Annotated in this window: 21 protein-coding genes; 12 read left to right on the top strand and 9 right to left on the bottom strand. The window is 76.5% G+C overall.

Translation table 11 applies throughout. The features are described 5' to 3' along the window. Positions 1–4: 4 nt before the first annotated feature. The 5 genes from GCU56_RS21930 to GCU56_RS21950 form a co-directional block, all read right to left on the bottom strand. Positions 5–394: a hypothetical protein gene (locus GCU56_RS21930; RefSeq protein ID WP_163484299.1), complete on the bottom strand. Its 390-nt coding sequence runs from the start codon at positions 392–394 to the stop codon at positions 5–7. A gap of 218 nt (positions 395–612) precedes the next feature. Next, the gene (locus GCU56_RS21935; RefSeq protein WP_345772005.1) at positions 613–1839 is read right to left on the bottom strand and encodes an MFS transporter; all 1227 of its coding nucleotides are present in this window, start codon (positions 1837–1839) and stop codon (positions 613–615) included. Between the two features lie 59 nt (positions 1840–1898). Continuing rightward, the gene (gene mftD / locus GCU56_RS21940) at positions 1899–3068 is read right to left on the bottom strand and encodes a pre-mycofactocin synthase MftD (protein ID WP_163484303.1); all 1170 of its coding nucleotides are present in this window, start codon (positions 3066–3068) and stop codon (positions 1899–1901) included. A 136-nt stretch (positions 3069–3204) separates the two neighbouring features. Then, positions 3205–3894: a DUF4383 domain-containing protein gene (locus GCU56_RS21945; protein ID WP_163484305.1), complete on the bottom strand. Its 690-nt coding sequence runs from the start codon at positions 3892–3894 to the stop codon at positions 3205–3207. A 79-nt stretch (positions 3895–3973) separates the two neighbouring features. Then, complete coding sequence (locus tag GCU56_RS21950; RefSeq protein WP_163484307.1) at positions 3974–4924, bottom strand: pyridoxal-phosphate dependent enzyme; 951 nt, start codon at positions 4922–4924, stop codon at positions 3974–3976. 50 nt (positions 4925–4974) lie between these two features. Here GCU56_RS21950 and GCU56_RS21955 point away from each other — a divergent pair, with 50 nt between their 5' ends. Further along, positions 4975–5304 (top strand): tetratricopeptide repeat protein, encoded by a 330-nt coding sequence (locus GCU56_RS21955; RefSeq protein WP_163484309.1) that lies wholly within the window; start codon positions 4975–4977, stop codon positions 5302–5304. Between the two features lie 318 nt (positions 5305–5622). Here GCU56_RS21955 and GCU56_RS21965 read toward each other — a convergent pair whose 3' ends face one another. Both GCU56_RS21965 and GCU56_RS21970 read right to left on the bottom strand, forming a co-directional pair. Continuing rightward, a complete protein-coding gene (locus GCU56_RS21965) occupies positions 5623–6402 on the bottom strand; it encodes an adenosylcobinamide-GDP ribazoletransferase (protein ID WP_163484313.1) in 780 nt (259 codons plus the stop codon). 19 nt (positions 6403–6421) lie between these two features. After that, positions 6422–6973 (bottom strand): histidine phosphatase family protein, encoded by a 552-nt coding sequence (locus tag GCU56_RS21970; protein WP_163484315.1) that lies wholly within the window; start codon positions 6971–6973, stop codon positions 6422–6424. Positions 6974–7035: 62 nt separating this feature from the next. Here GCU56_RS21970 and GCU56_RS21975 point away from each other — a divergent pair, with 62 nt between their 5' ends. After that, positions 7036–7821, top strand: coding sequence for an oxidoreductase (locus tag GCU56_RS21975; RefSeq protein WP_163484317.1), 786 nt, complete (start codon positions 7036–7038; stop codon positions 7819–7821). Between the two features lie 91 nt (positions 7822–7912). Here GCU56_RS21975 and GCU56_RS21980 read toward each other — a convergent pair whose 3' ends face one another. Then, positions 7913–8761, bottom strand: coding sequence for an HAD-IB family hydrolase (locus GCU56_RS21980; RefSeq protein WP_163484319.1), 849 nt, complete (start codon positions 8759–8761; stop codon positions 7913–7915). Positions 8762–8886: 125 nt separating this feature from the next. On the opposite strand from GCU56_RS21980, the gene ssd reads away from it, so the two are divergent. From ssd to GCU56_RS22015, 7 genes are all read left to right on the top strand, one after another. After that, positions 8887–9984 carry a septum site-determining protein Ssd gene (gene ssd / locus GCU56_RS21985; protein ID WP_163484321.1) on the top strand — a complete coding sequence of 366 codons (1098 nt, stop codon included), beginning with the start codon at positions 8887–8889 and terminating at the stop codon, positions 9982–9984. Then, positions 9981–11126, top strand: a complete 1146-nt coding sequence (locus GCU56_RS21990) for a TadA family conjugal transfer-associated ATPase (protein ID WP_163484323.1) — start codon at positions 9981–9983, stop codon at positions 11124–11126. The genes ssd and GCU56_RS21990 overlap by 4 nt, the downstream gene beginning before the upstream one ends. A gap of 1 nt (position 11127) precedes the next feature. Then, positions 11128–11943 (top strand): pilus assembly protein TadB, encoded by an 816-nt coding sequence (locus tag GCU56_RS21995; RefSeq protein WP_163484325.1) that lies wholly within the window; start codon positions 11128–11130, stop codon positions 11941–11943. Positions 11944–11956: 13 nt separating this feature from the next. Continuing rightward, positions 11957–12682 carry a type II secretion system F family protein gene (locus GCU56_RS22000; RefSeq protein WP_163484327.1) on the top strand — a complete coding sequence of 242 codons (726 nt, stop codon included), beginning with the start codon at positions 11957–11959 and terminating at the stop codon, positions 12680–12682. 129 nt (positions 12683–12811) lie between these two features. Beyond that, positions 12812–13075 (top strand): DUF4244 domain-containing protein, encoded by a 264-nt coding sequence (locus GCU56_RS24900; protein ID WP_345772006.1) that lies wholly within the window; start codon positions 12812–12814, stop codon positions 13073–13075. A gap of 1 nt (position 13076) precedes the next feature. Continuing rightward, positions 13077–13559 (top strand): TadE family type IV pilus minor pilin, encoded by a 483-nt coding sequence (locus tag GCU56_RS22010; RefSeq protein ID WP_163484332.1) that lies wholly within the window; start codon positions 13077–13079, stop codon positions 13557–13559. Continuing rightward, a complete protein-coding gene (locus GCU56_RS22015) occupies positions 13556–13942 on the top strand; it encodes an Rv3654c family TadE-like protein (protein ID WP_163484337.1) in 387 nt (128 codons plus the stop codon). The genes GCU56_RS22010 and GCU56_RS22015 overlap by 4 nt, the downstream gene beginning before the upstream one ends. 14 nt (positions 13943–13956) lie before the next feature. Here the strand turns inward: GCU56_RS22015 and GCU56_RS22020 are convergent, their stop codons facing one another. After that, on the bottom strand, positions 13957–16542 hold the full coding sequence (locus GCU56_RS22020) for a DEAD/DEAH box helicase (protein ID WP_345772007.1): 2586 nt from the start codon (positions 16540–16542) through the stop codon (positions 13957–13959). Positions 16543–16744: 202 nt separating this feature from the next. Here GCU56_RS22020 and GCU56_RS22025 point away from each other — a divergent pair, with 202 nt between their 5' ends. The 3 genes from GCU56_RS22025 to GCU56_RS22035 all read left to right on the top strand — a co-directional run bounded on the left by GCU56_RS22025 (position 16745) and on the right by GCU56_RS22035 (position 20996). Then, a complete protein-coding gene (locus GCU56_RS22025; RefSeq protein ID WP_163484339.1) occupies positions 16745–19006 on the top strand; it encodes a sodium-translocating pyrophosphatase in 2262 nt (753 codons plus the stop codon). A 170-nt stretch (positions 19007–19176) separates the two neighbouring features. Then, positions 19177–19491: a WXG100 family type VII secretion target gene (locus GCU56_RS22030; protein ID WP_163484341.1), complete on the top strand. Its 315-nt coding sequence runs from the start codon at positions 19177–19179 to the stop codon at positions 19489–19491. After that, positions 19488–20996, top strand: a complete 1509-nt coding sequence (locus GCU56_RS22035; RefSeq protein WP_163484343.1) for an alpha/beta hydrolase — start codon at positions 19488–19490, stop codon at positions 20994–20996. Before GCU56_RS22030 ends, GCU56_RS22035 begins: the two co-directional genes overlap by 4 nt. Positions 20997–21083: the final 87 nt, after the last annotated feature.

Consider the following 21083-nt stretch of genomic DNA (forward strand, 5'->3'; position numbering starts at 1 on the left):
GGGGTCAGGCGCTGGGCCAGAACGCCCAGGCGGTCAGCCACACCGTGCCGACCGTCAGGACCATGGCGACCGGCACGTGCAGCGCGATGTCGCCGGAGCTGCCCAGGGCGGCCTGGACGAACGTGAGCACGAAGACGACGGCGGCCAGGGCGGCCGGCCACCAGACCCGGGTCGAGCGGCCCTCGAGGACGGTGGCCGCCAGGATCAGGAAGGTGGCCACGTGGAGGGCGATCGCGCCGGCCCCGTGACCTCCGAGGGCGTCCTCCCCGGTGACGAGCTGACCGGCCGAGAAGAACTGCCAGATCAGCACGAGCACGGAGAGCACGGTGGCGGCCTGGGCGAACCGGATGGCCGTCGTCGGGGCGGCGACGGCGGTGTCGCGGGTCCGGGTCATCGGGTCCTCCGGGTTCGGTGAGGCGGAGACAGGGGCGCTTCCTTGAAGATTGAAGCAGAATCCCGTCGCGATCACCAGGGACGACTGGCGGTGCTCGGCCTGGACGGCACGCTGGTCACTCCGTCCCCGTGCCGCCGCCGCCCATGGAGGGCACCACCCGGCGTGCTGGCCGTGGCCACCGGCGAGCCGGCCTCCTTCGCCGTCCGCGACCGCCCGGGTCAGGCGGCGACGGGTTCGGCCTGCTCGACGGCCGCGGAGACCCGCTCCGTGCGCCGGCGGCGCAGCAGGCCCACGACGGCCACCAGCGCCAGCACGATGACGACGACCCCGTACACCTCCGCCGTCGGGCGCAGCCCGACCTCGCCCGCGACCAGGCCGGCGGCGATCGCGGGCAGGCTGAAGGCCAGGTAGCCGACGACGAAGATGCTGGACAGCAGCCCGGCCCGCTCACCCGGCGCGACGCCCCGGGTGACGGTGCCCATCGCGCCGAGGAAGGCCGAGCCGAAGCCGAAACCGGAGAGCACCGCGCCGACGAAGAACAGCAGCACGCTGCCCGTGAGCAGCGAGGCGACGGTGCCCGTGACGCCGACGGCGAAGACCAGGCAACCGCTGAGCATCGACGTGTACGCGGGGACCCGCCACATCGTCACCGAGCCGACCGCGCCCATGCCCTGCATCGCGAGGATCAGCAGACTGCCGACGAGGTGGTCCTCGATGCCGAAGACGTCGGCGGCGAGCGAGGGCCCGAGCGACAGGTAGAGGCCGCCCAGCGACCACATCGCGACCACGGCCGGCAACGCCACGAGGAAGGGCCCGCGCTGCGTGGACGGCACGTGCACCTGCGGGCGGAGCGAGGCGAGCGCCCCGGGCAGCCGCGGCGAGGTCTCCGGCAGCACCAGCACCGCCGCCGCGGCGAGGGCGAAGGCCGCCGTCAGCGCCCCGAACACCCAGACGGTGGGCCGGGCGACGAACTCGACGAGCACCCCGGCGCCCACCGCGCCGAGGGAGAGCCCGACGGTCGGCGAGGCGGCGTTGAGCAGGGGCCCGAGCGGCCGGTCACGGCGCTGCAGGTCCAGCAGCATCGCGCCCAGGGTGCCGGTCAGGGCGCCGACCGACAGGCCCTGCACCACCCGCGCGGCCATCAGCCAGCCCGCGCCGTCGGCCAGCAGGAAGAGCACCATGGCGGCGACCTGCAGCAGCATCCCGGCCGCGATGACCGGCCGCCGACCCACGTGGTCGGACAGGGCGCCGACCACCAGCAGCGCGGCCAGCAGCGCGATCGCGTAGATGCCGAAGACGGTGGCGAGGACGCCGGCGGAGAAGCCGAACTGCTCCTGGTACACCCGGTACAGCGGTGAGGGCACACCCGAGGCGGCCAGCACCAGCACGAGCAGGACGGCAGCCGCCCAGAACGCGACCGGACGCGGGACTCGGCGGGAGGGCACGACAGCTCGCAAGCCCTCCCGCCGTGGGCGCATTCCCGGCGCCCGGCGGGTCGGCCGGCTCAGTCCCGGGTGAAGCCGGGCGGGACGATGACGTCCTCGCGGGTGAGGTCGTGCACCGAGGACTTCCCGAGGCCCAGCAGTGCCTCGTCGATGCCCGAGCGCAGGATCGACAGCACGTTCTGCACGCCGCGCTCGCCGCCCGCGGCCATGCCCCACAGGTAGGCGCGGCCGATCATGACGGCCTTGGCGCCCAGGGCCATCGCCTTCACCACGTCGGCGCCACGCCGGACCCCGCCGTCCATCACGACCTCGACCTGGTCGCCGACGGCGTCGACGATCCCGGGCAGCGAGCGGATCGCGCCGGGCGTGCTGTCCAGGTTGTTGCCGCCGTGGGTGGAGACGGAGATGGCGCTGACCCCGGCGTCGACCGCGCGACGGGCGTCGTCGACCCGCGTCACGCCCTTGAGCATGAACGGGCCGCCCCACTGCTCGCGCAGCCACGCGACGTCCTCCCACCGGGGCAGCGCGGTGCCCATCCACTCGCCGTAGGCGCCGAAGAAGTTCGGCGGCTCCTGGCCGTCGAGCGCCAGGTTCGGCACGCTGAGCTCGGGGATGGCGCCGGTCCGCAGGTAGGTGGCCAGCCAGCGCGGCTTGCGCAGCACCTCGGGCGCGAACTTCAGCGCGTTCTTGACGTCGATCTTCTCGGGGATCGGCGGGCTGCCCCAGTCGCGCCGGGAGGCGAACGACCAGTCCAGGGTCATGATCAGGCCCTTGGCGCCGGCGGCGCGGGCGCGCTCGGCCCGGGCGAGGATGGTCTCGCGCGAGCCCACCCAGTACATCTGGAAGAACAGCTTCGAGTGCGCGGCGCCGACCTCCTCGACCGGCTTGCTGGCGAACGAGGACAGCCCCATCGCCACGTCCTCGGCCGCGGCCGCGCGGGCGACGGCGACCTCGCCGTCGGGGTGCACCGCCTGGACGCCGGTGGGCGAGATGAGCACCGGCATGGACATCTCCTGGCCCATGACCGTGGTCGCCGTCTCCCGCTTGGCGGCCAGGTCGGCCACGTGCGGGCGCCAGGCGAGCTCGTCGAAGGCGGCGACGTTGTCGTTCGCCGTCAGGCCCTTCTCGGTGCCGGCGACCAGCGCCAGGTACACCGACCGCGGCAACCGCTTCTTCGCGCGGTGCTGGGCCTCCTCGACGGTCTCGAACCAGTCCTTCGTGCTCGCCATGGGTTCCTCCGGGTGCGCTGCCGACCGGCGGCGCGGACCGGGTGAGAACCGGTGACGCCCGCCACGTTCCGAGCCATGGTGCCAGGGGTGGCACTCAGTGTCACGCGGGTCTTCCCGCTGCCGGAAAGGGGAGGGCTCAGCGCGCCCGAGGGGCGTCCAGGGCCATCCACACCTGGCGCCGGTCGGTCCGTGTGTGGACCCGGGCCATCGCCTCCACCCGCCGGCGCTGGTCGGCGGTCGCGGTGCGCTGCACGACCGCGACCTCGGCGTCCCGCATCGCCTGCTCGGCCGCGACCTCCTCGGGCGTCGAGGGCCGTTCGTCGAGGACCTCGCCCGGCTCACCGGTGGTGGGCCGGGCGTAGGGGCTCTCCGGCGGCAGGTTCCCGCTGACCCGGCCGTAGGTGCCCAGGAGCAGGAGGACCAGGCCCGCGACGACGGAGAACGCGACGTTGGGCAGCTCGAAGGCGAGGACGTTGAGGCCCGTGCGCAGCACGGCGAGGTTCGCCAGGGCCGAGAGCAGGAAGAGCGCGCCGACGACGATCATCACCGTGGAGGCGATGCGGGGCCCGCGGGCCGCGGCGGTGAACAGCACGACGGCGGTGGCCACCGAGATGGCCGACAGCAGGCCGTTGGAGGACAGGCCGAGGACCTGCTCGCCCTCGGTGGAGAAGAAGTCGAGCCCGCCGGCGAAGCCGAGCAGGCCGAAGGTGGCGATGACCAGGCCGACGACGACGGCGCCGATCCGGTGGACCACCAGCACGGGGCTGCCGGCGGCCGGCTCGGCCGGGGCGTCGGGGTGCGGCTGGGGCCGGGGACTCAGGGCCATGGGGGCGCTCCTGGGGAGAGGCGGTGGTACCCGGTCTTCCGACCGGGCGAGTCGCCCGGATGCAGTCCTGGTCGACGCGCTACGCGTGTGCGAGGAGCTCGGCGGCCAGTTCCCGGGCGACCGGGTGGCCGAAGAGGCCCGGCAGCCCACCGGTGTGCAGGAACACCGTCCGCTCGCCGGGTCGGATGCTGCCGTCGGCCACGGCGGCGGCCAGCCCGGCCAGGGCCTTGGCCGTGTAGACGGGGTCGAGCAGCAGCCCCTCGGTGCGGGCGGCGGTGCGCATGGCCGCCATCGCCGCGGGCGTGAGGACGCCGTAGCCGTCACCGGCCTGGTCACGGCGCAACCGCAGCGGGCCGGGGGAGTGACCCAGGGCGGCCACCAGACCGGCCACCCGCTCGGTGGGATCGGGTACCGCCGCGGTGTCCACGCCCAGCACCCGGTCGGCGCCGAGCCCCGCGACCAGGCCGGCCATCGTCCCGCCGGAGCCGACGGCCACCACCACGTGCGCGGCGTCGGGTGCCTGCTCGGCGAGTTCCGCGGCGCAGGCCAGGTAGGCCCGCGCGCCCGTGGGGGAGGAGCCGCCCAGGGGCAGGACGGCGGGCACCTGCCCCTCGGCACGCAGCTGCTCGGCCACCTCGGCCACCCGGTGGTCGAGCTCGTCGCCGTCGACGTCCCCCGCGGCCACCACCCGGGCACCCAGCAGCTCCTCGAGGGCGAGGTTGCCGGGGTGCTCGGCGGTCGGCGTCCCGCCCAGCACGAGGACGGCGCCCAGCCCGCAGCGGGCGGCCGCGGCCGCCGTCATCCGCGCGTGGTTGCTCTGGGCGCCGCCGCTGGTGACCAGCACCGTGGCCCCGGCGGAGCGGGCGTCGGCCACGAGGTGTTCCAGCTTGCGCACCTTGTTGCCGCCGCCGAAGTCCGTGAGGTCGTCCCGCTTGACCGCCAGGTCGCCGGCGCCCAGGCCCAGCGCGGCGGCCAGCCGCGGTGCGGGGTCCAGCGGGGTGGGCCAGTGCGACAGGGTGAGGGGGGTCATGGCGCGATCCTGCCCGGGAAGCCCGGCGCCGTCCGCGCCGTTCCCCCGTCATGGACCGCACGTTCGAGATCGACCTGCACTCGGAGTTCCTGCGCGCCGACCTGTTCCTCTCCATGGGGCAGCCGATCGAGGCGGCCAAGGTGCTCGCGCCCGTGGTGGCGGCCGAGCCCGGCAACGAGGCCGCGCTCGAGTTGCTCGCGCGCGCCTACTTCGGGTCCGCCCAGCTCGGTCGCGCCGAGGAGGCGCTGACCCGGCTGGTCGTGCTGGCGCCGGCCAACGGCTGGGCCCGCCGGGCGCTGGCCCGCACGCTGGAGCGGCAGAGCCGGGGCGACGAGGCGGTGCCGCACCACCGGATGGCCGATGCCCTCGGCGCCGAGTAGCCCTCTGTACGCGAGGTCGCTGGGCCCGCGGCCGGCCACGTCCGCGCAGGTCCGTGCATCGACCCGGCGTCCCCGGGGTACGGGCCCGACATGAGCATCCTCGGACGACTGATGGGTACGGCAGAGAACACTGCTCGCAACGCCGCGCGTGGCGGACGCACCACAGGGCGCAGCGTGGGGCGCACCACGGGCCGGGCGACGACGGGGCGCGGCTACGGCCGCAGCATGCCCCGCAGCACCGGCCGCGGCCGGGCCACGCCCGCCGCCTCGGGTGGCCTCGGCGGCATGCTCAGCGGCCTGCTGCGCCGCCGCTGACGGTCAGGGGACGACGGCCGCGGCCACCAGCAGGGTGGCCGCGGCTGCCGTCTCGCCCACGGCGCCCATGACGTCGCCGGTCACCCCGCCCAGGCGGGCGCGTGCCCGGCGCAGCACCACCTCGGCCGCGACCAGGCCGGCGAGGACGCTGCCGCAGACCCGACCGGCGAGTGGCCAGTCCCCGCCTGCGCCGGCCAGCACCAGCCCCGCGGTGGCCAGCGCCCACCCGGCGAGCCAGGTCCTCGACACCGTCCCCGCGACGGCTCGCCCGAGCGACGAGCCCTCGGCCACCGGGACGCCCCGCAGGCCGGTGCGCGCCATGGCGAGCCGCGCGGTGAGCACCGCGGTCCACACCGGGAGCCAGCCGTCCGCCGTCCCCAGCAGGGCTGCCGCGCAGCTGATCTGCAGGAGGACGGTCAGCAGCAGGGTGAGGACGCCGAACGGCCCGACGTCCCCCTGACGCATCACCTGCAGCGCCCGCTCCCGCCCGCGCAGCGGTCCCAGACCGTCGGCGGTGTCGGCGAGACCGTCCAGGTGCAGACCGCGGGTGAGCGCGGCCAGGGCGGCCACGCCCAGCACCGCGCCCACCAGTGGGGAGACCAGGCGCGCACCGGCGACCGCGATGCCGGTCGCCACCCCGCCCAGCACCAGCCCGACCAGCGGCGCCCACGGCAGGACCCCGCGGGTGGACGACGCCGCCCGCGCCGGCACCGGGAGCACCGTGAGCAGGGCGGCGGACTCGAGCGGCCCGGTCCACCGCGACCGTCGGTCGCCCGCGTTCACCGCGGGGCGAGCCGAGGGCTCACAGGTCCAGCTCCAGCCGGGTCACCGAGCCGTTGGGCGGGGTCACGGCAGGCAACGCGTCCGGCCCGAGGCCGGCGGCGACGGCCTGTGCGGCCCGGATGGTGTCGCCGTGGGTGACCAGGGCGATGACCTCCGCGGGTCGCTCGGCACAGAGGTGCTCGAGGAACGCACCGACCCGGCCGTGCAGTTCGGCCAGGCTCTCCCCACCCTCGGCGGCCCAGTGCGGATCGGTCCAGTCGACCACGTCCCAGAGCTCGCGGGAGGGTCGGCCCTCCAGCACGCCGTAGCCCTGCTCGCGGAGCGCGGGCGTGGTGGTGGACGGCAGGCCGGTCGCGCGGGCGCAGTGCTCCGCGGTCTGCACCGCCCGCCGCAGGTCGCTGGAGACGAGCAGCTCGGGTCGCAGGCTGGCCAGCTCGCTTGCGGCGCGGGCGGCCTGGGCGTGACCGAGCTCGGTCAGCGGCACGTGCGCCGTCTGGCCCTGCATGAGGCCCGCGGCGTTCCACTCGCTCTGTCCGTGGCGGACGAGGAGCAGGGACAGCAGCTTGGCCATGGTGGTCGGGAGCGTAACCAGGGAGTTCGGATCCCCGGTGGCGTGCTCGTACCGTCGTCGCCGTGACCATTCCCGTCCGCCCCGGTGCCGCCCGGCCTGCCGCTGCGGGTGCTCCGGACGCGCTCGCCCCGCTGCTCGACCTGCCCGGCGTCCGCGACGCCGCCGACGCGGCCCGCAGCGGCATCGACCGGTTGCTCGGCCACCGGGTCCTCCGGCGGGAGTCGGCCGGGGTCAGCGCGGAGTCCGCCCTCCGCGGCGCGCGCGCCTCGGCCGCTCTCGAGGGTGTCGACGTCCCGCTGGCGCTCCTGCGCGCCGGCCAGGTGGCCGACCCGGTCGTGCAGGGCGCGCTCCGGACCTCGGGCGCCCTGGGCTCGATGGTCGAGACGTGGTCGCGCGCGCCGGGCCAGGTGCTGGCGCGTCTGCACGTGCTGGCCGCGGCCGACCTCGTCGACCGCTCCGCTCTGGGGCGTCCGGCTGCCCACGCCGGTCCTCGGCTCGCGGGGCTGTTCGCGCTGGTCACCGGGACGACGAGCATCCCCGCCGTGCTCGTGGCCGGGCTCGTGCACGGCGAGCTGGCGGCCCTGTCGCCGTTCGGGACCGCCGACGGGATCGTCGCCCGTGCCGCCGGCCGGCTGACCGGGATCGCCCGGGGCCTGGACCCCAAGGCGGTGTCGGTGCCCGAGGTCGGGTTCGCCGAGCTGGGCCGCGAGCGGTACGACCAGGCGCTGGCTGGATACGCCTCGGGTCGGCCCGAGGGCGTGGCCGGTTGGCTCGTCCACTGCTGCCGGGCCACCGAGCACGGTGCGCTGGAGGGCCTGGCGGTGTGCGAGAGCCTGCTGCGGGGCTGAGGGTGCCGCCGCGCCGGGCGGGGCGGCCGATGGAGCCGCCGCGCTGGGCGTCGAGGCGGTCGCCGGTGACGGGTCGGGTGCCGGTGGCCCGTCAGGCGCCGCGGCGGCGGCGGCGTCCGGTGACGGGCGCCGGCGCGACCGGGCCGGCGGCGAGTTCGCGGAGCGCCCGCCGGCGGGCGTACCAGGCCAGGCCCACCACCGCTGCTCCGACGCTCATCGCGGCACCGGTCACGACGGGCGTGGTCGGCACGGGGAAGCGGGACCGCATGGACACCGGCCGGGTGAAGGCCAGCACGGGCCACCCGCGCTCGGCCGCGGCCCTCCGCAGCGCCCGGTCGGGGTTGACGGCCGTGGGGTGCCCGACCTCCGAGAGCATCGGCAGGTCGGTGACCGAGTCGCTGTAGGCGTAGCAGTCGGCCAGGTCGTAGCCGCCCGCCGCAGCCACCTCGCGGACCGCGACCGCCTTGTTCTCCCCGTAGGCGTAGAAGTCGATCTCGCCGGTGTAGCGGCCGTCGACGGTGACCATGCGCGTGGCGACCACTCGGTCGGCTCCGAGCATCTCGCCGATCGGCTCGACCATCTCCGCACCGCTGCTGGAGACGATGACGATCTCCCGGCCGGCCGCCCGGTGCTCCTCGATGAGGTCGGCGGCCTCGGCGTAGACCAGCGGGTCGACGATGTCGTGCAGGGTCTCCCGCACGATCTCGTGCACCGTGGCGACGTCCCAGCCCGTGCACATGTGGGTGATCTGCGCCCGCATGCGTTCCATCTGCTGGGCGTCGGCGCCGGACAGGGAGAAGACGAACTGGGCGTAGGCGCCCTTGAGGACGGCCCGGCGGTTGATCAGCCCGCCCTGGAAGAACGGCCGGCCGAAGGCCAGCGTGCTGGACTTGGCGATGACGGTCTTGTCCAGGTCGAAGAACGCCGCTGCGCGGGTCACGGTTCACGACTGTAAGTGGATTCCCGGACGGTGACGGGGATCGCACGCCGTCCACACCCCTTCGGGTCATCCACAGATCCCGTGCGTCCCTCCCGGCACCTCCGCGCCGGCACTGGGGTGGGTCCGTGGTCGATCCCCGGTCCCTCCCCGCCCGCCCGCTCCTCGTCAGCACCGACGAGGACCTCCTCGACGACCTCCTGCGGCTCATGGCGGCTGCCGGCGCCGAGCCGGAGGTCGCCACCGACGGCCCGGCGCTGCGCCGCGCGCACCGCGAGGCACCTCTCGTCCTGCTCGGCGCCGACGTCCTCGCCGCGACGCCCGTCCGCACGCTGCCTCGCCGGCCGGACGTCGTGGTGGTGGCCCCCGGTGAGCCCCCCGCCGCGGCCTGGGCGGCGGCGGTGGAGCTGGGCGCGGAACGGGTGGTCGTGCTGCCGGCCGACGAGGGCTGGCTGCTGTCCCGGGTCGCGTCGGCGCTCCGGCGCCCGGTCGACCGTGGCTGCCTGCTCGCCGTCGGCGGCAGTTGCGGAGGCGCGGGGGCGAGCACGGTGGCCGCGGCGGTGTCCCTCACGGCGGCCGCCCGGGGCGAGGGGGTGCTGCTCGTGGACACCGACGGCTGGGGCGGGGGGCTGGACCTGCTGCTCGGCGCCGAGCGCGCCGAGGGTCTGCGCTGGCCGGAGCTGTCCGGGCTGCGGGGCCGGGTCGACGGCAACGCCCTGATGGCCGCCCTGCCGGAGGTGGGCGGCGTGGCGGTCCTCGCCGCCTCCCGCGAGGCGCCGGGGGACGTCGGGCCGGAGGCGCTCGCCGCCGTCGTGGAGGCCGCCCGCACGGCGGGCCACCGGGTCGTCGTCGACCTCGCCCGCTCGGCGGCCGGTGCCGTGCCCGAGGCGGTGCTGGCCGAGGCCGACCTCCCGCTGCTCGTCGTGCCCGCGCGGTTGCGGTCGGCGTCAGCCGGGCGCCTGCTGGTCGCGGACGATCCGGCCGGCCGGCCCGCCGGCTGGTCGGCGGCCCAGCTGCTCGTCCGGCGGGTTCCCGGCGGCCTCTCGGCGGGCGAGGTCGCCGACGTGGTGGGGCGGCCGGTGCTCGCCGAGCTGGGGCACGATCGCAGCGCGGTGCCCCGGGGCGAGCGTGGCCATCCCCCGTCGGTGGCCGCCCGGTCACCGCTGGGGACGGTCGCCCGGCGGGTCCTCCGCGAGCCGGTCCGCGCGGCCGGGGCTGCGGCATGAGCGGGGGGACGCTCGTCGACCGGGTCCGGGCGCGCCTGGCCGCCGAACCGGAGGTGCCGACGAGGGCCGTGGTCGCAGCCCTGGTGCGCGAGGAGTCCGGCGGCCTGCTCGGCGACGACGACGTGCTGCGCGCGGTCCGCGACGCGGTCGACGAGCTGTCCGGGGCGGGGCCGCTGGAGCCGCTGCTGCGCGCGTCGGGGGTGAGTGACGTCCTGGTCAACGGCCCCGGCGAGGTCTGGGTGGACCGCGGAGCCGGCCTCGAGCGCAGCACGGTCCGCTTCGCCGACGAGGACGCCGTGCGTCGCCTCGCCGTGCGCCTGGCGGCCGCGGCCGGACGGCGGCTGGACGACGCCGCGCCCTGGGTGGACGCCGGCCTGCCCGACGGGACCCGGTTGCACGCCGTCCTGCCGCCGGTGTCGGGCAGCGGCACCTGCTTGTCCTTCCGGGTGCTGCGGCGGGCGTCGCTGTCCTTCGCGGACCTGGCCGCACGCGGCACCTTCCCCGGGGACTGCGCGGCCCTGCTGCAGGCGCTCGTCGCCCGGCGCCACGCCTTCCTCGTCACCGGCGGCACCGGCTCGGGCAAGACGACGCTCCTCTCGTCGCTGCTCGGGCTCGTGCCTGCGGTCGAGCGCCTGCTGCTCTGCGAGGACGCGCCCGAGCTGGCGCCCACCCATCCGCACGTCGTCCGGCTGACCACCCGTCCGCCGAACGTGGAGACGGTCGGAGAGGTGACGTTGCGCGACCTGGTCCGCCAGGCGCTGCGCATGCGCCCCGACCGGCTCGTGGTGGGGGAGGTGCGCGGGGCGGAGGTCGCCGATCTGCTCGCCGCGCTCAACACCGGCCACGACGGTGGCTGCGGCACGCTGCACGCCAACCGGCCCGCCGAGGTGCCGGCGCGCCTGGAGGCGCTCGGCGTCGCCGCCGGGCTCGACCGCCTCGCGGTGCACAGCCAGGCGGCTGCTGCCCTCTCGGTGGTGGTCCACCTGCGCCGCACCCCCGTCGGGCGGTGTGTCGAGGAGATCGGCGTCGTGCGCCGGTCGGGTGAGCTCGTCACCGTCGAACCCGGGTGGCGCGCCGACGGGGGCCCGTGTCCGGCCGCGGCCGCCCTGGCCCGCCTGCTCGGCGCCGCGGGGGACGGCTGAGGTGGGTACGACCATGGTCCTGCTCGGTGCGGCGGTGCTGGCGTGGCCGGGCAGCCGGTCGCTGCGCCGGGCGCGGTGGGCCGACCTGGTGGACGGGCGGAGCCGGGAGCGGCGACCACGCCGGCGGGGCGTCGCGGTGCCACCCCCGCTTGCCTGCGGCATCGGGGTGGCGGCTGCCGCGGCGTCGGTGACGACACCCCTGGTGGCTGCTCTCGCCGGGGCAGGGGCGGCGGGCGCGACGCGCGCCCAGCTGCGCCGTCGGGCCGCGGCACGCGAGGAGGCGCGGCTGGACGCCCTGACCGAGTCGCTGGCCGCGCTGGCCGCCGAGCTCCGCAGCGGGCGGTCGCTGGACGGGGCGACCAGCGCCGCCGCCGCTGCCTGCGCGGACGCCGACAGCGGGCGGGCGCTCGCGCAGGCCGTGCGGGCACCGGCGCTGCCGGGCGGGAGGGACCGACCGGTCGCGGCCGGCGGTCCCGAGGTGGCGCAGGCGTTGCGGCGGGTGTCGGCGGCCGTGGTGCTCAGCGTCCGCACCGGGTGCTCGCTGGCCGCGGTGGTCGGCGCGGTCGAGGACGACCTGCGCGCGCGACGCCGGCAGCGCCACGACCTCCGGTCGGCCACGGCGGGGGCGCGGGCGAGCTCGGCCCTGCTGGCCGGGCTGCCGGTCCTCGCCCTCGCGATGGGCGGCGGGGTGGGTGCCGATCCATGGCGGGTGCTCACGGCGACCGGGCCCGGCCAGCTGCTCCTGGTCGTGGGGGTGGCGCTGGAGGCCGCCGGGCTGGCGTGGTCGGGCCGGCTGGTGCGACGGGCCGTGCGGTGAACGGGGCCCGGCCATGACCTGGGCGGTGGTCCCGCTGCTCGCAGCCGCCCTGGCACTGTGGCCGCCGCGGCGGGCGGCCGTCGTCGCCCGCGCCCGCTCCCTGGCCGTACGACGGCCCGAGTCGTCGCCGGACCCGCCCGGTGCCGCGACCGGCGGTGCGCGCCGGCGGTGGCCGCTGGCCGCGGCGGCCGGCCTGGCAGCCGGGCTCCTCGTGGGTGGCCCCCTGGGCGGGGTGGCGGCCGTGCTGGTCGCTGTCGGTGTCGAGCGACTGTTGCGCTCCGGTGCCGACGACCGCCGCCGGGTGCACGGGGCCCTGGTGGCGGACCTGCCCGTCGCCTGCGACCTGATCGCGGTGTGCCTCGCCGCTGGCCTCCCGGTGGGGGGCGCGCTCGCCGCCGTGTCCGCCGTCCTCCCTGGGCCGCTCGGTCCCGAGCTGGCGACGGTCGCCGGCCTCTACCGGCTGGGCGCACCGCTGCGCCAGGCGTGGGCCGAGGTGCCGCCGGAGCTGACCGGCCTGGGACGCGTCCTCGTCCGGGCCGGGGAGTCGGGGTCAGCGGTCGTGCCGGCGCTGCAGGGGCTCGCCACGGACACCCGTGCGGAGGCCCGCAGCCACGCCGACGCGGGCGTGCGCCGCGCCGGGGTCTGGGTCCTGGCCCCGCTCGGGGTCTGCTTCCTGCCGGCATTCCTCTGTCTCGGCGTCGTCCCGCTGGTGCTCGGCATCGCTGCGGACGTCTTCTGACGCGCTGCGGCCGTCCACAGTCCCGCTCCGTCTCCACAGATGCGGGAAGCCCCTGGGACCGGCCGCGCGGGGCCACGAGGGTCGGAGGGGTGGCGGCCCGGACGGCGGGCCGGAGACCGAGGAGCACCCGTGACCGACAGCCCTGACGAGCAGCCCGCCCCCGAGACCACCCCGTCGGCGCCCGGCGGCACACCTCCGGGCGGAGGGGGCCTGCGGGCGCGCTGGGCCCGGGTCCGCGCCGGCGCCGAGGCCGGGATGAGCACCGCCGAGTACGCCGTGGGCACGGTCGCCGCGTGCGCGTTCGCCGCCGTCCTCTACCGGGTGGTGACCGGCGGCTCGGTGGTCGAGGCACTGGGCGACCTGGTCGCCTCCGCGCTCGCCACCCTCTCCTGAGATGGCGCCGGCGGCGGTCGCGCGGCGCGCGGCCCGGCTCCGGACCGGCCGGCGACGCGAGGCCGGGATGGTGACCGCCGAGACGGCGGTGGTGCTGCCCGTGCTGCTGCTCGTCCTCGCCGGTGCGGTCGCCGCCGTCACCGTGGTCGGTGCCCAGCTGCGGTGCGTCGACGCGGCCCGGGAGGGCGCTCGTGCCGCGGCGCGAGGGGAGGAGACCGCGGTGGTGGTCGCCCTGGCGGCGCGCGCGGCGCCGGCGGGTGCGCTGACCACGGTGGCCGTGGACGGGACGGCGGTCACGGTGACCGTCACCGCGGTCGTCGCGCCGCTGGGCCCGGTGCCGCTGCGGGTGTCCGTGTCGGCGTCCGCCGTCGCGCAGCGGGAGCCCGGCAGCGTTCCGCCGGCGTCGACCGCAGGTCTCGAGGACGGGATGGTCGGGACGGAGGAGGCGCCGGTGGGGCCCGAGGCCGTCGCGCCGGCGCCATGACCCGATGGAACCGGTCGGACCGCGAGCGCGGGTCGGCCACGGTGTGGGTCGTGGCGCTGTCGGGCGTCCTGGCCGCGATCGGCGTCGCCGCCGTGCTCGTCGGCTCCGCCGTCGTCGCCCGGCACCGGGCCACCGGTGCCGCCGACCTCGCGGCGCTCGCCGCGGCCGAGCAGGCGGTGCGCGGGGCGAGCGGGCCCTGCGCCGTGGCGGCGGAGGTCGCCCGGGCCAACGGCGCCCGTCTCACCGGCTGCGCGGTGGACGCGGCCGCGGTGGTCGACGTCGCGGTCCAGGTCGCCGTGCGCCTGGGACCGCTGGGCGTCCGTCACGCGCCCGCCCGGGCGCGGGCGGGACCGGTCGCGCCCGGTCCGGAGCCCGTTCCGTGAGCGCGCCGGCGGACTCAGAAGACCAGGTCGTCCTCGACCGGCTCCGTGGCAGCGGGGGGCGGTGACGGTGCGGCACGGCCCACCGGCCTGCCCTCGGCCCGTGCGGCGCGGTGGCGGGTGGTCCGGGCGCTGCCGACCGGGGCGGTCGGCAGAGCGACGTGGGCGGCGTCCTCGGGCTCGTCGAGGTCGGCGTCCTCGTCGGCGTCCTCGGCGGCGGCCTCGGCAGCGGCGAGCTCGTCGAGGACGACGTCGAGCACCCGGACGGCACCGGCCTTGTCCAGCGGCTCGTTGCCGTTCCCGCACTTGGGCGACTGGACGCAGGACGGGCAACCGCTCTCGCACTCGCAGCTGGCGACCGTCGCCCGGGTCGCCTGCAGCCACCGCCGCAGCACGGCGAATCCCCGCTCGGCGAAGCCCGCACCCCCGGGATGGCCGTCGTAGACGACGATCGTGGCCGCACCGGTGTCCGGGTGCAGGGCGGTCGACAGGCCGCCGAGGTCCCACCGGTCGCAGGTGGCCAGCAGCGGCAGGATGCCGATCGCCGCGTGCTCGGCGGCGTGCAGCGATCCCGGGAGGGCCACCTCGTCCACCTCGGCGCGGGTCACGGCCCGGTCGTCGAAGGTCAGCCACACCGCGCGGGTCCGCAGCTGCCGGGCGGGCAGGTCGAGCGGGAACTCGGCCAGCACCTCGCCGGTCCCCAGCCGCCGTCGCTGGTAGGCCACCACCTGGTTGGTCACGTCGACGACGCCGGTGTGCGCGGTGACGGTGCCGAGCCGCCGGGTGCGGTCGGTGGAGACGATCCCGAGGTCGGTGACGTCGCGCGCGACCGTCGTCCACTCGGGGCTCTCCGCGTGCACCACCGCGCAGGCGTCGTCACCGCAGAACTCGTCCACGACGTACGTCGCCCCGCGGTGCACGTAGAGGGCGCCGGTGTGCACGGTGGCGTGCGCGGCGCCGCCGTCCACCGTGCCGAGCAGCCGACCGGTCGCCCCCTCGATGATGGTGACCGGCTCCAGCCCACTGCCCCGGATGTCGACGTCCGGCCGGCCCCGGCCGGCCCAGTACCAGCCGGTCGGCCGCCGACGCAGCAGCCCCTCGGCGACCAGTTCCTCGATCCGCGCCTGCGCGGCCGGCCCACCGAAGTCGGCGAGGTCCTCGGGGGTCAGCGGCAGCTCGGCGGCCGCGCAGCACAGCTGGGGGCCGAGCACGTAGGGGTTGGTGGGGTCGGTGACGGTGGCCTCCACCGGTCGGCCGAACACCGCCTTCGGGTGGTGGGCGAGGTAGTGGTCCAGCGGGTCGTCCCGGGCGACGAAGACGACCAGCGACTCCCGCTGCGCCCGGCCCGCCCGCCCGGCCTGCTGCCAGAGCGAGGCCAGCGTGCCGGGGTAGCCGGCCAGGACGACGGCGTCGAGGCCGGCGATGTCGATGCCCAGCTCGAGCGCGTTCGTGGTGGCCACGCCGAGCAGGTCCCCGGTCGACAGCGCGCGCTCCAGCTCGCGGCGCTCCTCGGGCAGGTAACCGCCCCGGTAGGAGTCCACCCGCCGGGCCAGGTCGGCCCGGCCGCGGTCGACCAGCACCCGTCGCGCCTGCTCGGCCACGGACTCCGCGCTGCGGCGCGAGCGCACGAACGCCAGGGTCCGGGCCTCGCGCTCCACGAGGTCGGCGAGCAGGGTCGCGGCGTCGGCCGCTGCCGAGCGGCGCAGCGGGGCACCGTGCTCCCCGGTCCGCTCGGTCAGCGGCGGCTCCCACAGGGCGAAGGTCGTCCCCGGCCGAGGCGAGCCGTCCTCGGTGACCGCGACCACCGGTGCCCCGACAAGCCGGCTCGCGGCCTCGGCCGGCTCGGCGACCGTGGCCGAGGCGAGCAGGAACACCGGGTCGGCGCCGTACCGCCGGCAGATCCGCCGCAGCCGGCGCAGCACGTGACCCACGTGCGAGCCGAACACGCCGCGGTAGGCGTGGCACTCGTCGACGACGACGTAGGCCACCCGGCGCAGCGTGCTCGACCACCTCTGGTGGGCCGGGAGGACGCCGCGGTGCAGCATGTCCGGGTTCGTGACGATCCAGCGCGCGTGCCGACGCACCCAGTCCCGCTCCTCGGCGGGGGTGTCCCCGTCGTAGGCGGCTGGACGCACCGACGGATCGGCCAGCGCCGCCACCGAGGCGAGCTGGTCACGGGCGAGGGCCTTGGTCGGCGCGAGGTAGAGCACGCACGCCCGGGGGTCCTCGGCCAGGCGGGTCAGCGCCGGCAGCTGGTAGGCCAGCGACTTGCCCGAGGCCGTCCCGGTGGCGACGACGACGGACCTGCCGTCGCGGGCGAGCTGCGCGGCCTGCACCTGGTGCCGCCACGGGGCCTGGACCCCGGCGGACTCCAGCCGCACCCGCAGCGCCGGGTCCACCCAGTCCGGCCACGGCTGCGTGCGGCTGTCCCGGACCGGCAACCGGTGCACGTGGGTGACCGGCTGCTCCTCGGCGGGTGTGCCGGCGAGCAGCGCCGCCAGCAGCTCCGCGCCGGGCAACGCCGTCGCGGGCGGGACACGCCCCCCTGGACCGTGGTCCTGGCCGGGAGGGGGAGCCGACCGGACCGGGTGGAGCGTGGTCACCTCCCCACTGTCACACCCGGGGGCAACCCCCCACCGCCGTCGCCCGGTCGGGGACAGCAGACCGTCGAGCTACCGACACGGCTTGTGATTCCCCTTACACTCACGCGACCCCGGCCCGAGGAGCCCTCCACGCGCGTGGGCGGACCTCCGCCGACCGCAGCGCAGGTGGACCCCGGGGCAGCCGACGCACTTGGAGGAACACATGCCGGACAGCGCACTCTCCGGCGGGGACATCGTCCTGGTGACGATCGTGCTCGCCATATCGATCGCCGCCCTGGCCTTCGCCGCCTACCTGGTGCGAGCCGTCATCGCGGCCGACCAGGGCACGGCGTCGATGCGCGAGATCGCCAAGGCGGTGCAGGAGGGCGCAGCGGCGTACCTGCGGAGACAGTTCCGCACTCTCGGGGTCTTCGCCGTCATCGTCTTCCTCCTGCTGCTGGTGCTGCCGGTGGCCGACGGAGGCTGGGGGACCCGGATCGGGCGGGCGGTGTTCTTCCTGGTCGGCGCGTTGTTCTCCGCGATGGTCGGGTTCATCGGGATGACGCTGGCCACGCGTGGGAACGTCCGCGTCGCCGCCGCCGCGCAGAGCGGGGGGTACCTGCCCTCCTTCCGGATCGCCTACCGCACCGGCGGCGTGGTCGGGATGATCACGGTCGGGCTCGGCCTCTTCGGATCGGCGCTGGCCCTGCTGCTGTTCGACGAGACCGCCCCCGTCGTCCTCGAGGGCTTCGGCTTCGGTGGCGCGCTGCTGGCCATGTTCATGCGCGTCGGCGGCGGCATCTTCACCAAGGCCGCGGACGTGGGCGCCGACCTCGTCGGCAAGGTCGAGGCCGGCATCCCCGAGGACGACCCCCGCAACGCCGCCACCATCGCCGACAACGTGGGGGACAACGTCGGCGACTGCGCCGGCATGGCCGCTGACCTCTTCGAGTCCTACGCCGTCACCCTGGTGGCCGCCCTCATCCTCGGGCAGGTCTTCTTCGGTGCCGTGGGGATGGTCTTCCCGCTGGTCGTGGCCGCCATCGGCGTGATCGCCTCGGTCGTGGGGATCCTCGCCACCAACCCGGGCAAGGGCGACTCGAGCGGGCTGGCACCCATCAACCGCGGCTTCTTCGCCTCCGCCGTCGCCTCGCTGGTGCTGGTCGCTGCGGCGTCGTTCACGGTGCTGCCCAGCGTCGCCGACATCCCGGACACCGCGGTCAGCCCGCAGGTGCTCGGCTTCGTCGCCGTCCTCGTGGGCATCGTGCTGGCCGCCGCCATCCAGCTCCTGACCGGCTACTTCACCGAGACCAGCCGCAAGCCGGTGCAGGACGTCGGCCGCAGCTCCCTGACCGGCCCCGCCACGGTCATCCTCTCCGGGATCTCCCTCGGCCTGGAGTCGGCCGTCTACGCGGCGCTGCTCATCAGCGGTGCGGTGTACGGAGCCTTCCTCGTCGGGGGCGGCGCCGCCCTCTACGCCGTGGCGCTGGCCGGCTGTGGGCTGCTGACCACGGCCGGGGTCATCGTCGCCATGGACACCTTCGGCCCGGTGAGCGACAACGCCCAGGGCATCGCGGAGATGTCCGGCGACATCGACGAGGAGGGTGCGCGGGTGCTCACCGACCTCGACGCCGTCGGCAACACCACCAAGGCGATCACCAAGGGCATCGCGATCGCGACCGCCGTCCTCGCCGCGACCGCGTTGTTCGGCTCGTACAACGCCCAGATCGAGGTCGCCCTCGAGGAGGCCGGCGACACCCTCGGGACGGCGTTCAGCCTGGTGAACCCCAACAACGTCGTCGGCGCGGTGCTCGGTGCCGCGGTGGTCTTCTTCTTCTCCGGGCTGGCCATCAGCGCCGTGTCCCGGGCGGCCGGCCGGGTGGTGTTCGAGGTGCGCGAGCAGTTCCGCACCCGGCCCGGGATCATGGACTACAGCGAGCGGCCCGACTACTCCGCCGTCGTGGACATCTGCACCAAGGACTCCCTCCGCGAGCTCGCCACCCCCGGCCTGCTCGCCGTCCTCGCGCCGGTGGCGGTGGGCTTCGGGCTGGGCTTCGGTCCGCTGGCCGCCTACCTGGTCGGGGCGATCGCGGCGGGCACGCTCATGGCGGTCTTCCTGGCCAACTCCGGCGGGGCCTGGGACAACGCCAAGAAGATGGTCGAGGACGGCGCGTACGGCGGGAAGGGCAGCGAGTCCCACGCGGCCACCGTCATCGGGGACACCGTCGGCGACCCGTTCAAGGACACCGCCGGTCCGGCGATCAACCCGCTGATCAAGGTGATGAACCTGGTCGCCCTGATCATCGCTCCGGCCGTGGTCAGCACGTCGGTCGGTGCTGACCAGAACACCACGTTGCGGGTGCTCATCGCGGTCGCGGCAGCTCTCGTGATCGTCGGCGCGGTGGTCGTGTCCAAGCGCCGGTCGATCGTCGTGGGCGGCGCGAGCACCGACTCGTCCAGCTCGCTGACCACCAGCGTCCCCTGATCCCGGCACACCGGGGATCCTCCGGCCGGTTCCGGCCGGCCGGAGGGTCCTGCCGCGGGTTGTGGACGGCGTTCGGGCATGTGGACGAGGGCGAGCCCGGAGTCGCCCGCCTTCCCTAACGTCCGGCCGAGCCGGTCCACCAGGGGCCCGGCCCGACGCCGGAGGTCCCCGTGTCCGTCACCATCGCCGCCCAGTTCGACGCCATCGAGGCGTTGGCCGACGAGTTGGCGGCGCTGGCCACCGAGCTGGGTGCCGAGGCGGAGCAGTGCCGGTCCACGGTCGCCCCCCTGACCACCGCGCTGTCGGGGACGACCGGGGAGCGGGCCGCGGCCGCGGGGGCTGGCTGGGGGTCGCTGGTCGGCCTGCTGGCCCAGCAGACCGGTGCACTCGCGGCGACCCTCGATGCGGCCGTCACCTCCTACCGGCTGGCCGACGCCGCGCTGTCGGACCGGCTGCTGTCGCGCGCGGACACGGGCACCCGATGAGCAGCGCGACGCTGCCCGACATCGCCGGGTGGGACGTGCCGTCGCTGCGCGCAGCGGTGTCGGTCCTCACCGCGGTGGCCGACCGGCTGCCGGCGTGGCGGGCCCGCATGGAGGTCGTCGGCCGGTCACTGGGGCACGCCGACTGCTGGTACGGCCCGGCCGCGACCGCGGCCGCGGCCGCCCTCCAGGAGGTGTCCACCGCGGCGACGGCAGTGACCGCCGCGCTCACCGAGTCGCTGGAGCAGGCCGCGCAGCTGCTGGTCTCGGCCGACACGGCGCAGGAGCTGGCGGAGCAGGCGCTGGCCACGGCCGCCGCCGTCCCGGTCGAGCTCGACGGCGACGGCCGGGTGACCGGTCCGCTCCCGGAGTCGTCCGGCGCCGGACCGGACGCCGGGAGCACCGCGGCCGTCCTCCGGGCGGAGGCCCTGGCGGGGGACGCCGTATACGCGGCGGGGTCGGCCGCGCTGGCGGCGTCGGCGGCAGCCGACGCGCTCGCGCCCCTGGGGGTCGCCTCCTCCCTCGCCCCGGCCACCTTCGACGACCTGAGCTGGCTGCTGGCGGTGAGCGGGCCCGCCACCCCGCCCCCGCCCCCGTCGGCGGACGCCGGCCCGGACCAGGTCGCCGCCTGGTGGGCCGCGCTGTCCACGGCCGCCCGGTCGAGCGCCATCGCCGGGCATCCCGCCCGGATCGGCGCACTCGACGGGGTCCCCACCTGGGCCCGGGACCGCGCCAACCGCCTGCTGCTCGGGCGGGAGCTGGCCGATCCGGCCCGACCGGGGCACGCCGTCGCGGAGTCGGTGTCCACGGAGATCCGCGAGAGGGAGGAACGCGGCGAGGACGTCCAGTTGCACCAGTTCCGGCCCGACGAGGGACTGGTCGCCCTCGCACTGGGCGACCTCGACGAGGCCGACGCCGTGGCGGTGCTGGTGCCGGGCGTCGGCACCGACGCGGCGTACGACCTCGACGCGGTCGCGGACGACGCCGCCGCGGTGGCGCACGCCACGGGAGCCGCCGCGCCGGAGCTCGCCGTCGCGACGGTGGCGTGGCTGGGGTACCGCGCGCCACCACTCGCCCGCGCCCTGTCCACGTCCGCTGCCAGGAGCGGCGGTCCGGCGCTCGACCGGGCCCTCGACGGCCTCGTCGCCGCACGGTCGACCGACCCGCCCCGGACGACCGTCCTGGCGCACAGCTACGGCACCGTCGTGAGCGAGCGCGCGGCCCAGGCGCCCGGCGTCCTCGCCGCCGACTCCGTCGTCCTCCTGGGCAGCCCGGGCATGGACGGCGACGCCGACGCCCTCGAGGCCGCGGAGGTCTACGAGGCGTCGTCGCGCAGCGACTACGTGACCTGGCTGGAGGTCCACGGCGAGCAGACGTGGGACACCGGCTTCGGCGCCTCGGCGCTGCCCACCGACGACGACATGGGGCACAGCGACTACTACGACCCCGACCGCCCCACACTGCCGGCCATGGGCGAGGTGGTGGCCGGCACCTGGGAGCCCCGATGAAGGCCCACGCCGGGCGCTGCGGTGGCGGTGCCGCGGGCGGACCGGGGGCCGGAACACACCCGTGCAGGGGAGGACGGCGCGCCCACG

Source organism: Geodermatophilus sabuli (assembly GCF_010686765.1).
GTDB classification, from domain to species: Bacteria; Actinomycetota; Actinomycetes; order Mycobacteriales; family Geodermatophilaceae; genus Geodermatophilus; species Geodermatophilus sabuli_A.

Bases quoted from the DNA above. Each gene is read 5' to 3' on its own strand.
- GCU56_RS22010 (WP_163484332.1), top strand. From the start codon at position 13,077: ATGGCGCCGGCGGCGGTCGCGCGGCGCGCGGCCCGGCTCCGGACCGGC.
- GCU56_RS21950 (WP_163484307.1), bottom strand. From the start codon at position 4,924: ATGACCCCCCTCACCCTGTCGCACTGGCCCACCCCGCTGGACCCCGCA.
- GCU56_RS21945 (WP_163484305.1), bottom strand. From the start codon at position 3,894: ATGGCCCTGAGTCCCCGGCCCCAGCCGCACCCCGACGCCCCGGCCGAG.
- GCU56_RS22035 (WP_163484343.1), top strand. From the start codon at position 19,488: ATGAGCAGCGCGACGCTGCCCGACATCGCCGGGTGGGACGTGCCGTCG.
- GCU56_RS21970 (WP_163484315.1), bottom strand. From the start codon at position 6,973: ATGGCCAAGCTGCTGTCCCTGCTCCTCGTCCGCCACGGACAGAGCGAG.
- GCU56_RS22000 (WP_163484327.1), top strand. From the start codon at position 11,957: ATGACCTGGGCGGTGGTCCCGCTGCTCGCAGCCGCCCTGGCACTGTGG.
- GCU56_RS22025 (WP_163484339.1), top strand. From the start codon at position 16,745: ATGCCGGACAGCGCACTCTCCGGCGGGGACATCGTCCTGGTGACGATC.
- GCU56_RS21990 (WP_163484323.1), top strand. From the start codon at position 9,981: ATGAGCGGGGGGACGCTCGTCGACCGGGTCCGGGCGCGCCTGGCCGCC.
- GCU56_RS21955 (WP_163484309.1), top strand. From the start codon at position 4,975: ATGGACCGCACGTTCGAGATCGACCTGCACTCGGAGTTCCTGCGCGCC.
- GCU56_RS21930 (WP_163484299.1), bottom strand. From the start codon at position 394: ATGACCCGGACCCGCGACACCGCCGTCGCCGCCCCGACGACGGCCATC.
- mftD (WP_163484303.1), bottom strand. From the start codon at position 3,068: ATGGCGAGCACGAAGGACTGGTTCGAGACCGTCGAGGAGGCCCAGCAC.
- GCU56_RS22015 (WP_163484337.1), top strand. From the start codon at position 13,556: ATGACCCGATGGAACCGGTCGGACCGCGAGCGCGGGTCGGCCACGGTG.